The following is a 14,704-nucleotide window of genomic DNA, read 5'->3' as shown; positions in this document are numbered from 1 at the left end:
ACGGAACGCGGCCTTCTCATTCGAACGAACTCAGTTAGGCACTACAGACCAGTGCACTGTCCTGCCTTCGGTCCCTTGACGTCGTTGGCGAACCCGTTGTTCGACGGCTCCGGGTTGTTGCCCGTGCAGGACAACGGGCCGCCGACCGTGGAGAAGGCCACGACCGTCCTGGTCCTGTTCGACGTCAGTGACACCGGGCCGCCGACCGAGGTGTTCTCGACGGCCACCTCGGTCGTGGAGCCGTTGACCGACACCGGGCCGCCCACGCGCGTGCCGACGAGCACCACGGAGGCACCTTCCGACGCCGACAGCGGGCCCTTGATCTCGCCGCCGAAGACGTACAGCGTGGCGCCCTTCTCGACGGTCACCGGGCCGTTGATCGTGGCACCGTCCACATAGGTCACGCCCTTGACCTGCAGCGGACCGCTGACGGTGCCGGTCACCGTGGTGGTGGCCGCGGGCAGCGGCTTCGACATCAGCTCGAACTCGGCGAGCGTCACGTCGGCCGGGAACTCCAGGCGGTAGAAGTTGTAGCGGCCCGGCGAGGCGATCTTGAACGACCGGGTGTACTGCTGCCACTGGAAGTTCTCACCGGAACGCTTGTCGACCGTCGCCCACGTCTTGCCGTCGTAGGAGGCCTTCAGCTCCCAGGACGACGGGGACGTGCCCGTCTTGGCGTTGGTCAACGTGTAGAACTCCGCCTTCTCCTTCACGTCAGCGGCCTTGAAGTCGAACGAACGAACCACCGCGGACGTGCCGGAGTTGTTGTCCACCAGCGCACCCACCGACACGCCGGACGACACGTCGCGCAACGGTGTGGGCACCGCGTCACCCGTGGTGATCGAGTCCGGCACGTCGTTCACTCCCGTGCCCCACTTCGACGGCGCCGGGCCCATGTCGAAGTCGATCGTGGCGCCGGCCGCGAGCACGTCGTGCGGCAGCGACGTCTTGTTCCACGCCTTGCCGTTGACCTTCACACCCTGCACGTAGATGTTCTCCGCGCTGTTCTTCGGCGCGTTGATCACCAGCTTCTTGCCGTTCTCGAGCGACACGGTCGCCTTGGTGAACAGCGGCGAACCGATCGCGTAGGCCGGCTTGCCCATCTGCAACGGGTAGAAGCCCAGCGCCGAGAACAGGTGCCACGCGGACATCTCGCCGTTGTCCTCGTCACCGGCGTAGCCCTGGCCCTGCTCGGAGCCCACGTACAGCCGCGACAGGACCTCGCGCACCTTCTCCTGCGTGCTCGACGGCTTGCCCGCGTAGTTGTACATGTAGGCGATGTGGTGCGACGGCTGGTTGGAGTGTCCGTACTGGCCCATCCGCACGTCCCGCGCCTCGATCATCTCGTGGATCACGCCGCCGTAGCCGCCGGGGAACTTCGCCGTCTCGGGCAAGGTGAAGAACGAGTCGAGCTTCTGCGCCAGCTTGTCCCGCCCGCCGTACAGGTTCGCGAGGCCCTGCCCGTCGTGCGGCACCGTGAACGCCATGTTCCAGCCGTTCGTCTCGGTGTAGTCGTAGCGCCAGTCCTGCGGGTTGTACTTCGCAGGGTCCTCGACGCGCCACGAGCCGTCGACGTTGCGGCCCTGGAAGAAGCCGATCCGCTGGTCGAACGTCAGCACGTAGTTCTGGGCGCGGTTGAGGAAGTACTCGTGTTCTTCCAAGTACCGCTTCTCACCCGTCTTCTCGTGCAACGCCTTCGCCATCGACGCGATGCCGAAGTCGTTGAGGTAGCCCTCGATCGCCCACGACCACGCCTCACCGAGCTGGTCGTGGCCGGTCCAGCCGAGGAAGACCGAGCGGTCCATGCCCTTGCGGCCGACCCCGCTGCTCGGCGGCACCACGGACGCGTTCTTCACCGCGGCGTCGTAAGCGGCCTTGATGTCGAAGTTGCTGACACCCTTCAGGTACGCGTCGGCGAACGCCACGTCGGAGCTCGTGCCGGTCATCAGGTCCGCGTAACCGGGGGAGGACCAGCGCGAGATCCAGCCGCCGTCCTTGTACTGCTGGACGAAGCCCTCGGCCATCTCACCCGCCTTGGAGGGGGTGAACAGGCTGTACGCGGGCCAGGTGGTGCGGTAGGTGTCCCAGAAGCCGTTGTTGACGTAGATCTTGCCGTCGACGATCTTCGCGCCGGTCTTCGTCGGCGTGCTCGGCCCGGCCGCCGGCGACACCGGGGACGCGTACTGGAACTTGTCGCCGACCTTCTCGTAGCCCGAGTTCGGGTACAGGTAGAGCCGGTACATGTTGGAGTACAGCGTGATCAGCTGCTCCTCCGACGCGCCCTCGACCGAGATGATGCCGAGCTGCTTGTCCCACGCCGCCTGCGCGCGGTCGCGCACGGAGTCGAACGTGTCGGAGCCGCTGATCTCCTGGTCGAGGTTGGCGCGAGCCTGGTCGACCGAGATCAACGACGTGGCGATCCGCAGCTGCACCGTCTTGTCCGCGAACGCGAAGTACCCGCCGACGTTGTCGCGGCCCGCGCCCGTCAGCTTGCCGCTCGCCGTCACGGCCTTGTCGACCTTGCCGTAGACGAACAGTCGCGACGCGCCCGCCGACTCGCCCACGCCCACGTCCGAGAAGCCCGTGACGGTCCCGGTCGCGGCGTCCAGCGTCAGGCCGCCCGAGTTGTTGACGTTGTCGAAGACGAGGTTCTTCTGCGCCTCGTCGTTGAACGTGAACCGGAACACCGCCGCGTGGTCCGTGGGAGCGATCTCGGTCTTGATGCCGTTCTCGAAGGTCACGCCGTAGTAGTGCGCCTTCGCGACCTCGTTGTCGTGCTTGAACGCCAACCCGCGCAGGGCGCGGTCCTGCGTCGGCGCCTTGTCGGACGGCATCACCTGGAACGTCTGCCGGTCGCGCATCCACGGGCTGGGCTCGTGCGACGCGGTGAACGCCTGCAGCACCGGCAGGTTCTGCGCGTTGTTGCGCTGCTGGTACTCGTACAGCCAGGACATCGAGCCGGCGTTGGTCATCGGCGTCCAGAAGTTGAAGCCGTGCGGCACCGCGGTCGCCGGGAAGTTGTTGCCCCGCGAGAACGAGCCGTTCGAGTTCGTGCCGCGCGTGGTCAGCACGTAGTCCGACGGCTTCGCGTACTGCTTCTTGACGACGTCGCCGATCCTGATGTCGTCGACCCAGGCGCCGAACTCCGTCGGGCCCTTGGGGCCGTCGTAGGCGACCAGGATCCGCTTGATCGTCTTGCCGGCCGCGACCGCGCCGATCGTGGACGCCACCTTGTTCCACTGGTTGGCGTACAGGAACTTGCCCGCGCCCTGGCCCTGCGGCGACAGCACCGCGCCGTGCTGGTCGACGGCCTTGAGGTCGCTCAGGTACGTGCCGTCGGAGAACGCGAGGTCCACCGACGAGTACGTGCTCGGGTAGTTCAGGTTGTCGGTCACGAAGTCGGGGAAGATCATGTACGACAGCTCGGTCTGCTGCCCGACCTTGAGATCGACGTCGAAGACCTTGTTGTAGCTGTAGGCGCGGCCTTCGCTGGTGTGGCGTCCCTGGAAGCGGAACGACTTCACGCCCGTCCAGCCGACGCGGGACTTCGAGGTGTAGCCGCCAGTTGGGCCGTTGCCGACGACGCTGCGCATGTTGGGCGGCGCCGGGGTGGACGTGCCGTCGGAGAACTGCACCTCGGCGAGCTGCACGATGTTCGTGGACCCGTTGTTCGCCGTGATGTCGAGCTTGTACTGCGAGTACGTCACCGGCGCCGGGAGCTCGTAGACCTTGGTCTGGAGCCGCTCGGCGAACGTCTCGCCGGTGCGGGTGTCGAGCACCGTCCAGTCCGAGCCGTCGTTGGAGCCCTGCAGGGTCCAGTTCTTCGGATCGCGGCCCGGCTCGTCGTTGGCCGACGAGAGCGCGTACCTCACGACCTTCTGGGGTTCGCCGAAGCGGAACGACGCCCAGCCGGTGGTGGCGAAGACGAGCCACTTGGTGTTGACGCTGCCGTCGACGAGGTTCTCCTTCACCTCGCCCGCGTCCGCGTACTCACCGTTGGCCTTGACCTCCAGCACCTTGCCGGAGACGTTGCCGGGGATCTCCGTGCCCTCGGAACCGATCACGTTCGCCGACTTGGGGTTGCCCGCCGCGTCGGTCTCGACGGTGTTCGCCCACGATGGTTGCGGTTGACCGTCCTCAAAGGACGAAGAAAAGCCCACGCCCTGCTCCTCTGGTGCGGCGGCCGCGTGGCCGGTGGTGACGCCGCACACCAGTGTCGCAGTGATCGCAACGCTCAACAGAGTTCTGGTTCGTCTCTTCCCCAGTTGCCTCATTGCAACCCTTCCGCCGCCTGCCCCATGTGCGAGGGAGCGTTTCTGCACGTGACATCGTTGTCAAGGGACCGGACGGAGATTGTCTGCAAACCTGTCCTTTCAACAGTTGTGCGCGTACTCGTCAACGCACTGCGCCGGACCGGAAGAGTCCACAGTGGACGGCTGAGAGGGTTGCGGACACGGGGTCCGCCGGGGTGGCGTTCGGGGCATCGCGATGGGCCGAGGAGTGGCTCGCGAACTCGCCCTCGGGGTCACTCTCTGAGAGTAGTCGAACGACCCTCACCTGGTAGTTCACTCAATCGTCGTAACTGTTAACGGTGTTTTGTGGCTTAGCGTTACCGGAACCTCCACCTGGAGGGTGTTGTGTCCTTCCGTTGCAAGGGGAGTCGGTAGGGGGATGCGGGGGACGTAGCCCCCTACCGGCCGTGCACTGGGCAGGTGCCGCGCCCGCACCATCAGCCTGCCCAGTGCAGTAACGGGCCTCAGCGTGGCGTCGGCCGGTGCACGTTCGCCGCCGTCGACTCCCGGTGCGTCGAGTCCGCGATCCACCGGCCGGGGATCGACGCGTCGACCACGCCCTCCTCCAGCCACGTGAAGTTGCCGTCCATGACCTGCCTGGCCAGCGCCACGTCGCTGTCGTCGGTGTTCGTCCAGAGCTTCTCGAAGAGCTCGTCGACCCTGATCCGCGCCTGCTTGGCGAACGCGTCCGCGAGCAGCTGGGCGTTCGGGTTCTTGTCCTGCGCGGCCCGCACGCACGCGGCGCTGATGGCGAACAGCTCGGCGCCGATGTCCACGATCCGGCTGAGGAACCGCTGCTTGCGCTCCATCTTCCCCTGCCACCGCGACATCGCGTAGAACGTCTGCCGCGCCAGCTTGCGCGCCGACCGCTCGACGAACCGCAGGTGCTTGGCGAGCGGCCCGAACTCCGTGTAGCCGGCCGGGCTCTGCCCCTTGCCGACGATCAGAGTCGGGAACCACTTGGCGTAGAACCCGCCGGCCTTGGCCGCGGCCTTCATCTTGGCCTGGCGGTCCGCGTCGGGGTCGATGATGTCGCCGGCCACGCTGAGGTGGGCGTCGACGGCCTCGCGCGCGATCAGCAGGTGCATGATCTCCGTGGAGCCCTCGAAGATCCGGTTGATCCGGAGGTCCCGCAGGATCTGCTCGGCCGCGATGCCACGTTCCCCGCGCGCCGCCTGCGACTCTGCCGTCTCGTAACCGCGCCCGCCGCGGACCTGCACGAGCTCGTCGGCCACCAGCCAGGCCTTCTCGGACGCGTAGAGCTTCGCGAGCGCGGCCTCGATGCGGATGTCGTGCTTGCCGGCGTCCGCGAGTTCGGAGCTGAGGTCCAGCACGGCCTCCAGCGCGTAGGCCGTCGCCGCGATGTACGCGATCTTGCCCGCGATGGCCTCGTGCTTGCCGACCGGCAGACCCCACTGGATGCGTTCGGTGGACCACTCGCGGGCGATCTTCAGACACCACTTCGCACTGCCCGCGCACAGTGCGGGAAGGCTGAGGCGCCCGGTGTTGAGGGTGGCCAGCGCGATCTTGAGGCCCGCACCCTCCTTGCCGATGACGTTCTTCTTCGGGACGCGGACCTCGTGGAACCTGGTCACGCCGTTCTCGAGGCCCCGCAAGCCCATGAACGCGTTGCGGTTCTCGACGGTGATGCCTTCCGCGTCCGCCTCCACGACGAACGCGGTGATGCCCTTCTCGGGGACCTGGGCCATGACGACGAGGAGGTCGGCCACGACACCGTTGGTGGTCCACAGCTTCACGCCGTTGAGCACGTAGTCGTCGCCGTCCGGGGTGGCGGTGGTGCCGAGCCTGGCGGGGTCGGAGCCGACGTCCGGTTCGGTGAGCAGGAACGCCGTGATCTCGCCCTTGGCGCACCTCGGCAGGAACTCCTGCTTCTGCTCGGGGCTGCCGAACATCGCGATCGGCTGGGGGACGCCGATGGACTGGTGCGCGCTCAGCATCGCGCCGATCGCCGGGCTGGCGCTGCCGACCAGCATCAGGGCCCGGTTGTAGTAGACCTGGGTGAGTCCGACGCCGCCGTACTCCGGCTTGATCTTCATGCCGAACGCGCCCAGGTCCTTCAGGCCTTTCAGGACCTCGTCGGGGATCTGGGCGTCCCGCTCGATGACGGTGTTGTCGATGTTCGACTCGGTGAACTTCTGGAGCTTCTCGAGGAACGCTTCGCCGCGTTCGCGGTCTTCTGCGGTGCCGGTCGGGTGGGGGTGGATCAGGTCGAGGCGGAAGTGACCGAGGAAGAGCTCTTTGCCGAAGCTCGGTCGCTGCCAGCGGGTTTCCCGTGCTTGTTCGGCGACCTGCCTGGCCGCGCGCTCGTCGACGGTCATGGTTACCTCCGAGTAGGGGTGTGACCCACGTTACTCAGCGGTAGTCGGATGTCCACAGGTCTGGAGGGTGAAAGCATGAACGGCGCATTTGTCCACCTGAGGTGGACAAATGCGCCGTTCATCGAGGAAGTACCGGGTTACGGCAGCGGTGCGGCTCCGCGCTTGGCCAGGTAGTCCTTCATCAGTTCGGTTTCGGCGGACTGCGACTTCAGCATGTTGTCCGCCAGCGTCCGGACGAACGGCTGGCTCGCCCGCTCGGCCGCGTACTCGGCCATCGGTGCGCCGCCCACGTGGTGGCGGAGCATCAGCTGGAGGAAGTACACGTCGAAGTCTCGGCCTGCGGGCATCGTGCGCAGCTTGGTCAGTTCGTCGGTCACCGCCATGCCGGGCATCAGCGGCTTGCCCGCTTCAGGCGTGGTGGCGCCGTGGCCGTGGACGCCCGAGTCGTTCATCCACGCCATGTAGACGCCGGAGACGTTCTGCTCGTGCTCGTTCCACATCATCAGCCAGCCCTTCATGCGCCCCACCTGTTCGAGCTGGGTGGAGGCGATGTCGAACGCCAGCTGGCGGATCTCCGGGTCGCTCGAGCGGTCGCGGGCGAGGTTGGCCATCTGGATGCCCTGCAGGTGGTGCTGGGCCATGTCCTGGCAGAAGCCGACGTCCACGGAGCCCGAGGCCGGGACCGCGGAGGACGACGAGCCCGGCAGCTTCACGAGCAGGCCCACCGCCGCGCCCAGGAGCAGCACGGCCAGAACGGCGGCGCCGATCACCAGGGTCCGAGCGACCCCTGAGGGGCGCTCGGACGTGGTTTCCTCTGAACTCATCAGCTCGACGGGGGCGTCGAGACGGAGCTCGACGGCGGCGTGCTCATGTTCGGCTGGCCCTCGGTCTTCGACTCGTCGACGCCGCCGTCCATCGGCACGGCGTCGGCGCCCGGCTTCTCGGCCACGAACGGGGCCGGGTTCGACAGGAACTGCGGGTTCTCGCAGGACGCGCCGACCTCCGGGTAGGTGTTCGCGTTGCGCAGCAGCGACGAGATGAACTGGTCGACGCGCTCGTCGTCGGCCTTCTCCAGCTTCAGCTGGTGGCCCCACGACTGCAGCGAGATCGGCTTGTCGAGGCCGGGGTACGGCGACATCATCATGTACGGGACGCCCTCGACCTTGACCTTGAGCTTGGCCAGCTGGTCGTCCTTGACCTGGTCCGGGTTGTACGCGATCCAGACGGCGCCGTGCTCCAGGCCGTGGACCATGTTCTCCGTGCGGACGGCCTTGTCGTAGACGACGCCGGTGCAGTCGGCCCACTGGCCGTCGTGCGGACCGCCGAAGGCCGGGGTCTGGTCGTACGCGACGCGCTGGGTCGGCTGGACGTGGCGGGAGCCCTTGTACTCCTTGGTCACGATGCCCGCGAGCTGCGTCGACGGGTCCTTGTTCGTGTCCGAGGGCTTCCACTTGGCCAGGGCGGCCTCTTTGACGTTGTTCGCGTGGATCTGCGAATACGCATATCCGAACACGCCGCCCGCGAGGCCCAGCACGGCGATCACCGCGATGATCGTGCCCCACGGCTTGGGCTTGCTCGCCACCACCGAGGAACGGGCTGCGGCCACGCTGTTGCGTGTGGCCTTCGTCTTCTTGCCGCTGGTCATGTCCGCCTCAGATGTCGTCCTGGTCAACCGGCGCCAGTGTAGGGACTTCGTGTCTGATCACTGTCAGCGCGTGGCGATACCACGTGGGCATTAACACTTGCCGTCTCACCCTCCGAGACCCGGTAACCCAGTCGAGACCTGCGACAACAGTTCTCTAAACTCTCGGGGCGTGACCCCTGAAGCGCTCGCCGATCTCGTCCGGACCGCGGTTGCCCAGTTGCTGGCGGACCGAGGCCTGGACGTCACCACCGCCCCCCGGCAGGTGACGGTCGAGCGACCGAGAAACCCCGAGCACGGGGACTACGCCACGAACGTCGCGCTCCAGCTCGCCAAGAAGGTCGGTGTCGCGCCGCGCGACCTCGCGACGTGGCTCGTCGATGCCCTGAAGGACCAGCCCGCGATCGCCGGGGCCGACGTGGCCGGGCCGGGCTTCATCAACCTCACGCTCGCCACCGAGGCCCAGGGCGCCATCGTCGAGGACGCGCTGAAGGACGGCTACGGCACCGGCACAGAGCTGGCCGGCCAGAAGATCAACCTGGAGTTCGTCTCCGCGAACCCGACCGGCCCCATCCACCTCGGTGGCGCGCGCTGGGCGGCCGTCGGCGACGCGATCGGCCGCGTGCTGCAGGCGCGTGGCGCGGACGTCACCCGCGAGTACTACATCAACGACGCCGGGGCGCAGATCGACCGGTTCGCCCGGTCCCTCATCGCCGCGGCCAAGGGCGAGCCCGCGCCGGAGGACGGCTACGCGGGCACGTACGTGGGCGACATCGCGGCCGAGGTGCTGCGTCGCGAGCCGGGCGCGCTGACCGACCACGACACGGTGCGCCGCGTCGGGCTCGAGCTGATGATCGACGAGATCAAACGCAACCTGAGCGACTTCGGCACGCACTTCGACGTGTTCTTCTCCGAGACCTCGCTGTACGAGAGCGGCGTGGTCGGCGAGACCGTCGCGAAGCTCAAGGCGAACGGCTCGCTGTACGAGAAGGACAACGCGTGGTGGCTGCGCTCCACGGACTTCGGTGACGACAAGGACCGGGTCGTCATCAAGAGCGACGGCAACCCCGCCTACATCGCGGGCGACATCGGCTACCTCGTGAACAAGTTCGGCCGCGGCTTCGACCTGTGCATCTACATGCTCGGGGCGGACCACCACGGCTACACCGCCCGGCTCAAGGCCGCGGCGGTGGCGCTGGGGCACGAAGCGGACGACGTCGAGGTGCTGATCGGCCAGCTGGTGAACCTCGTCAGCGGTGGCCAGCCGGTGCGGATGAGCAAGCGCGCCGGCACCGTGATCACGATGGACGACCTGGTCGACGCGGTCGGGGTGGACGCCGCCCGGTACGCGCTGGTCCGGTCGTCGGTCGACTCCAGCATCGACATCGACCTCGACCTGCTGCGCAAGCACAGCAACGAGAACCCGGTCTACTACGTGCAGTACGCCCACGCGCGCACGTCGTCGATCCTGCGCAACGCCGCCGACCTCGGCATCACCCCAGGTGGGGACTTCGCGCTGCTCACCCACGAGCGCGAGGGCGACCTCATCCGCACCATCGGCGAGTTCCCGCGCGTGGTGGCCACCGCCGCCGAACTCCGGGAACCGCACCGCGTGGCTCGCTACCTCGAAGAGCTCGCGGGGACGTACCACCGCTTCCAGCAGGACTGCCGCGTTCTTCCGCGCGGCGACGAGGAGACGACTCCGTTGCACCAGGTCAGGCTTCAGCTCGTCAGCGCCACCAGGCGTGTCTTCGCCGCAGGTCTCGGCCTGCTCGGCGTGACCGCCCCGGAGCGCATGTGATGCGCGCGCACCCGGCCGGACCCCGGCACGCCGACGTCGTGGTTCCCGGCAACACCGCCGGCGACCGCCCCAGCACCGCCGACCAGCTCGACCACCTGCCGCCGCACGTGTGGCCCCGCAACGCCAGGCGCACCGACACCGGTGTCGTGGAGCTGGCGGGCGTCGACGTGCGCGAGCTCGCCGAGCAGTACGGCACCCCGCTGTTCGTCATGGACGAGCAGGACTTCCGCGCGCGTTGCCGCGAGCACGCCGAGGCGTTCGGCGACCCGACGCTCGTGCACTACGCCTCCAAGGCGTTCCTGAGCGTCCAGGTCGCGAAGTGGGTGGCCGAAGAGGGCCTCTCGATCGACGTGTGCAGCGGCGGCGAGCTCGCCATCGCCCTCAAGGCGGACTTCCCCGCCGAGCGCATCGCGTTGCACGGCAACAACAAGAGCGTTCCCGAACTGGTCGCGGCCGTAGAGGCGGGCGTCGGCGGGATCGTGCTCGACTCGTACCACGAGATCGCGCGCCTCGACCAGATCGCGCGTGAACGCGGTGTGGTGCAGCCGGTGCTGATCCGCGTGACGGTCGGCGTCGAGGCGCACACGCACGAGTTCATCGCGACCGCGCACGAGGACCAGAAGTTCGGCTTCTCGCTGTCCTCCGGCGACGCGGCCGAGGCCGTGCGGCGCGTGCTCAAGGCGAGCGGGCTCAAGCTCGTCGGCCTGCACAGCCACATCGGCTCGCAGATCTTCGACGCGTCCGGCTTCGAGGTCGCCGCCCGTCGCGTGATCGGCCTGCTCGCGGACATCCGCGAAGAGCACGGCGACATCGAGTCGCTGACCGTCGTCGACCTCGGCGGTGGCCTCGGCATCGCGTACACGCCGGACGACGACCCGCCCCCGCCCGCCGAGCTGGCGCGGCAGCTGCACAACATCGTGCAGAAGGAGTGCGAGCACAACGGCCTGGAGATGCCTCGCATCGCGGTCGAGCCCGGCCGCGCGATCGTCGGCCCCGGCACGGTCACCGTGTACGAGGTCGGCACCATCAAGGACGTCGAGCTCGACGGTGGCGCCCGGCGCCGGTACGTCAGCGTCGACGGCGGGATGAGCGACAACATCCGCACCGCGCTGTACGACGCGGTCTACGACTGCAAACTGGTCTCACGTGCCGCGGAGCCGGAGTCGCGCGCGGTGCTGTGCCGCGTCGTCGGCAAGCACTGCGAGTCCGGTGACATCGTCGTGCGCGACTGCTGGCTGCCCGACGACCTCGCGCCGGGGGACCTGGTGGCGATCGCTGCGACGGGGGCCTACTGCTACTCGATGGCGAGCGGGTACAACCGACTTCCACGGCCCGCGCTCGCCGCGGTGACCGGTGGAGAGGCGCGGCTGCTGCTGCGTCGTGAGACCGAGGACGATCTGTTCCGTCTGGAGGTATGAAAGCCGTGAAACCGATTCGGGTCGCCTTGCTGGGTTGCGGCACGGTGGGCACGGAGGTGGTTCGGCTGCTGACGGACCAGGCCGAGGACCTCACCCAGCGCATCGGCGCGCCGGTTGAGCTCGCGGGCATCGCCGTGCGCAGGCCGAACAAACACCGCGAAGTACCGGAGCACCTGCTCACCACGGACGCCGCCGGGCTCGTCTCGTCGGACGACGTGGACGTGGTCGTCGAGGTCATCGGCGGCATCGACCCGACGCGCGGGCTGCTGCTGGACGCGTTGAAGGCGGGCAAGTCCGTCGTGACCGCGAACAAGGCGCTGCTCGCCGAGCACGGTTCCGACCTGTTCGAGGCGGCCGACGCGTCCGGTGCGGACCTCTACTTCGAGGCCGCCGTCGCCGGCGCGATCCCGTTGCTGCGCCCGTTGCGGGAATCCCTTGCGGGAGACCGGATCACGCGTGTCATGGGCATCGTCAACGGCACCACGAACTTCATCCTGTCCGCGATGGACGCCACGGGTGCGGGCTACGCGGAGACGCTCGAGGAGGCCTCGCGCCTCGGTTACGCCGAGGCCGACCCGACCGCGGACGTCGACGGGTTCGACGCCGCGTCCAAGGCCGCGATCCTCGCGTCGCTGGCGTTCCACACCCGTGTGACGGCTGCCGACGTGTACCGCGAGGGCATCCGTTCGGTGTCCGCGGCGGACATCGCGGCGGCCAAGGGCCTCGGCCGCACGGTGAAGCTGCTCGCGATCTGCGAACGCGTGGTCTCGCCGTCCGGCCAGGAGTCAGTCGCCGTTCGAGTGCACCCGGCCATGATCCCCAGGACGCACCCGCTGGCTTCGGTCAACGGCGCGTTCAACGCGGTGTTCGTCGAGGCCGACGCGGCGGGGGAGATGATGTTCTACGGGCAGGGTGCCGGTGGCGCCCCGACGGCGAGCGCGGTGCTCGGCGACCTGGTCGCCGTGGCGCGCAACAAGGTCGCGAGCGGGCGTGGTCCGCGCGAGTCGGCCTACGCCGCGCTTCCCGTGCAGCCCATGGGGAACACGCCCACGCGCTACCACATCAGCCTCGACGTGGCGGACAAGCCCGGTGTCCTCTCGCAGGTCGCCGCGGTGTTCGCCGAGCACGACGTGAGCATCGCCGCGGTCCGCCAGGAAGGCCGCGTCGAGGACGCCAGCCTGGTGATCGTCACGCACGCGGCGACCGACGCCGCGCTGCGGTCCACTGTGGACAAGATCGGCGGTCTCCCGGTGGTGCGGGAGGTCGTGAGCGTGATGAGGGTGGAGGGCGAGGAATGAGCGGCGCTGCGAGAGCTGGCTGGCCCGGTCTCATCAACGCTTACCGGGACCGCATCGAGATCCCCGAGGGCGCGGAGGTCGTGACGCTGCACGAGGGCGGCACGCCGCTCGTGCACGCGCGGAGGCTGTCCGCGGTCACGGGTTCCGACGTGTGGGTCAAGGTCGAGGGCGCGAACCCGACGGGTTCGTTCAAGGACCGCGGCATGACCGTGGCGATGACGTACGCGCTCGCGTCCGGTCTGAAGGCGGTCATCTGCGCCTCCACGGGCAACACGTCCGCCTCGGCCGCGGCGTACGCGGCCAAGGCCGGTCTGACGGCGGCCGTGCTGGTGCCCAGCGGCAAGATCGCGATGGGCAAGCTCGCCCAGGCCGTCATGCACGGCGCGAAGATCCTGCAGATCGACGGCAACTTCGACGACTGCCTGGAGCTCGCGTCCAAGACGGCGGCCGAGTACCCCGTGACGCTGGTGAACTCGGTCAACCCCGTGCGGCTCATCGGTCAGCAGACCGCCGCGTGGGAGGTCGCCGACGTGCTCGGGCAGGCGCCGGACGTGCACTGCCTGCCGGTCGGCAACGCGGGCAACATCACCGCGTACTGGAAGGGCTACACGTCGTACGACAAGGGCCTGCCGCGGATGTTCGGCTTCCAGGCCGCGGGCGCGGCGCCGCTGGTGTCCGGTGAGCCGGTGGCGAACCCGGAGACCATCGCGACCGCGATCCGCATCGGTTCGCCGGCGTCGTGGACGGGTGCGATCAACGCCCGTGACGAGTCCGGTGGCCTCATCGACGCCGTCACCGACGACCAGATCCTGGCCGCGTACCGGCTGCTGGCGTCGTCGGAGGGCATCTTCGTCGAGCCCGCGTCGGCCGCGTCCATCGCCGGTCTGCTGATGACCGCCGAGGACGGCCGGCTGCCCAAGGGCTCGACGGTCGTGTGCACGGTCACCGGTCACGGTCTGAAGGACCCGGACACCGCGTTGCTCGGCGTCACCGAGGTCGAGCCGGTTCCGGTCGACCCCGGCGCCGTCGCGCACGCTCTGGAGCTCGCGTGAGGTTCCTCGTAACCGTGCCCGCGTCGACCGCGAACCTCGGTTCGGGGTTCGACGCGCTGGGCATGGCGCTCGGTCTGCACGACGAGATCGAGGTCGCCGTCGCCGACGGCCTGTCGATCACGGTGGAAGGCGCCGGATCAGGTGACGTCCCGCTCGACGAGTCGCATCTCGTCGTGCGGGCCGTCCGCGCCGCCGGCTACACGGGTGGGCTCGCCCTGAAGTGCCGCAACGTGATTCCGCACGCACGTGGACTGGGCTCGTCGGCCGCCGCGATCGTGGCGGGTGTCGCAGCGGGATTCACCCTGACGGGTCGCGAGTTGGACACGGACGCGTTGCAAATCGCTGCTGAGTTCGAGGGGCACGCGGACAACGCCGCTGCCTCTCTGTACGGCGGTGTTGTCGTTGCGTGGTCAGAAGGAGAGTGCTACCGCGCTGTCCGGATGGAGCCCGACGCACGGGTGCGGCCGATCGTGCTGATCCCGTCCCAGGAGTCGTCCACCAAGACGACGCGCGGCCTGCTTCCGGCCGAAGTGCCGCACGCGGACGCAGCGCACGCCGCGGGACGGGCCGCCCTGGCGGTGCACGCGTTGACGTCGGATCCGACGGTTCTCCTTGCCGCGACTGAGGATCGCCTCCACCAGAACTACCGCGAACCCGCGTGGCCCGACACCGTCCGTGTGATCAACGATCTTCGCAAGCTCGGTGTTCCCGCCTGCGTGTCCGGAGCGGGACCCACCGTGATCGCGTTCGGCGACCTGCCTTCCGAGGTCGACGTCCACGGCTTCGACGTGCGGAGACTCGACGTCGACACCGCCGGCGTGCGCGTTCGTCCATTGGACTGACACGCCCGACCCCGGTTGTT

General features: G+C 68.4%; 9 protein-coding genes. 5 read left to right on the top strand and 4 right to left on the bottom strand.

Features of this window, described 5'->3' with window-relative positions:
* Window positions 1-41: 41 nt before the first annotated feature.
* The 4 genes from ACFOWZ_RS07830 to ACFOWZ_RS07815 all read right to left on the bottom strand — a co-directional run bounded on the left by ACFOWZ_RS07830 (window position 42) and on the right by ACFOWZ_RS07815 (window position 8,276).
* The gene (locus ACFOWZ_RS07830) at window positions 42-4,274 is read right to left on the bottom strand and encodes a GH92 family glycosyl hydrolase (protein ID WP_382370644.1); all 4,233 of its coding nucleotides are present in this window, start codon (window positions 4,272-4,274) and stop codon (window positions 42-44) included.
* Window positions 4,275-4,756: 482 nt separating this feature from the next.
* Window positions 4,757-6,631, bottom strand: coding sequence for an acyl-CoA dehydrogenase family protein (locus ACFOWZ_RS07825; protein WP_382370640.1), 1,875 nt, complete (start codon window positions 6,629-6,631; stop codon window positions 4,757-4,759).
* A gap of 137 nt (window positions 6,632-6,768) precedes the next feature.
* Window positions 6,769-7,455: a DUF305 domain-containing protein gene (locus ACFOWZ_RS07820; protein WP_382370638.1), complete on the bottom strand. Its 687-nt coding sequence runs from the start codon at window positions 7,453-7,455 to the stop codon at window positions 6,769-6,771.
* Window positions 7,455-8,276 carry a DUF3105 domain-containing protein gene (locus ACFOWZ_RS07815; protein ID WP_382372603.1) on the bottom strand — a complete coding sequence of 274 codons (822 nt, stop codon included), beginning with the start codon at window positions 8,274-8,276 and terminating at the stop codon, window positions 7,455-7,457. The genes ACFOWZ_RS07820 and ACFOWZ_RS07815 overlap by 1 nt, the downstream gene beginning before the upstream one ends.
* 169 nt (window positions 8,277-8,445) lie before the next feature.
* Here ACFOWZ_RS07815 and argS point away from each other — a divergent pair, with 169 nt between their 5' ends.
* From argS to thrB, 5 genes are read left to right on the top strand one after another with little or no spacing between them, the layout of a single operon-like run.
* On the top strand, window positions 8,446-10,074 hold the full coding sequence (gene argS / locus ACFOWZ_RS07810) for an arginine--tRNA ligase (RefSeq protein WP_382370636.1): 1,629 nt from the start codon (window positions 8,446-8,448) through the stop codon (window positions 10,072-10,074).
* Window positions 10,074-11,492, top strand: a complete 1,419-nt coding sequence (gene lysA, locus ACFOWZ_RS07805; RefSeq protein WP_382370634.1) for a diaminopimelate decarboxylase — start codon at window positions 10,074-10,076, stop codon at window positions 11,490-11,492. Before argS ends, lysA begins: the two co-directional genes overlap by 1 nt.
* Complete coding sequence (locus ACFOWZ_RS07800; RefSeq protein ID WP_382370632.1) at window positions 11,489-12,790, top strand: homoserine dehydrogenase; 1,302 nt, start codon at window positions 11,489-11,491, stop codon at window positions 12,788-12,790. The genes lysA and ACFOWZ_RS07800 overlap by 4 nt, the downstream gene beginning before the upstream one ends.
* Entirely contained in the window at window positions 12,787-13,842 is a 1,056-nt protein-coding gene (gene thrC / locus ACFOWZ_RS07795) for a threonine synthase (RefSeq protein WP_382370630.1), read from the top strand. Before ACFOWZ_RS07800 ends, thrC begins: the two co-directional genes overlap by 4 nt.
* Window positions 13,839-14,684 (top strand): homoserine kinase, encoded by an 846-nt coding sequence (gene thrB, locus ACFOWZ_RS07790; protein WP_382370628.1) that lies wholly within the window; start codon window positions 13,839-13,841, stop codon window positions 14,682-14,684. The genes thrC and thrB overlap by 4 nt, the downstream gene beginning before the upstream one ends.
* Window positions 14,685-14,704: the final 20 nt, after the last annotated feature.

Source organism: Lentzea rhizosphaerae, from assembly GCF_042649515.1.
Classification (GTDB): domain Bacteria; phylum Actinomycetota; class Actinomycetes; order Mycobacteriales; family Pseudonocardiaceae; genus Lentzea; species Lentzea aerocolonigenes.
The sequence above is the reverse complement of the archived record's forward strand: the minus strand, read 5'-3'. Positions and strand labels throughout refer to the sequence as shown.

Coding starts and splice junctions, on each gene's coding strand:
- lysA (WP_382370634.1), top strand. CDS start 10,074: ATGCGCGCGCACCCGGCCGGACCCCGGCACGCCGACGTCGTGGTTCCC.
- ACFOWZ_RS07800 (WP_382370632.1), top strand. CDS start 11,489: ATGAAAGCCGTGAAACCGATTCGGGTCGCCTTGCTGGGTTGCGGCACG.
- ACFOWZ_RS07815 (WP_382372603.1), bottom strand. CDS start 8,276: ATGACCAGCGGCAAGAAGACGAAGGCCACACGCAACAGCGTGGCCGCA.
- ACFOWZ_RS07820 (WP_382370638.1), bottom strand. CDS start 7,455: ATGAGTTCAGAGGAAACCACGTCCGAGCGCCCCTCAGGGGTCGCTCGG.
- thrC (WP_382370630.1), top strand. CDS start 12,787: ATGAGCGGCGCTGCGAGAGCTGGCTGGCCCGGTCTCATCAACGCTTAC.
- ACFOWZ_RS07825 (WP_382370640.1), bottom strand. CDS start 6,631: ATGACCGTCGACGAGCGCGCGGCCAGGCAGGTCGCCGAACAAGCACGG.
- ACFOWZ_RS07830 (WP_382370644.1), bottom strand. CDS start 4,274: ATGAGGCAACTGGGGAAGAGACGAACCAGAACTCTGTTGAGCGTTGCG.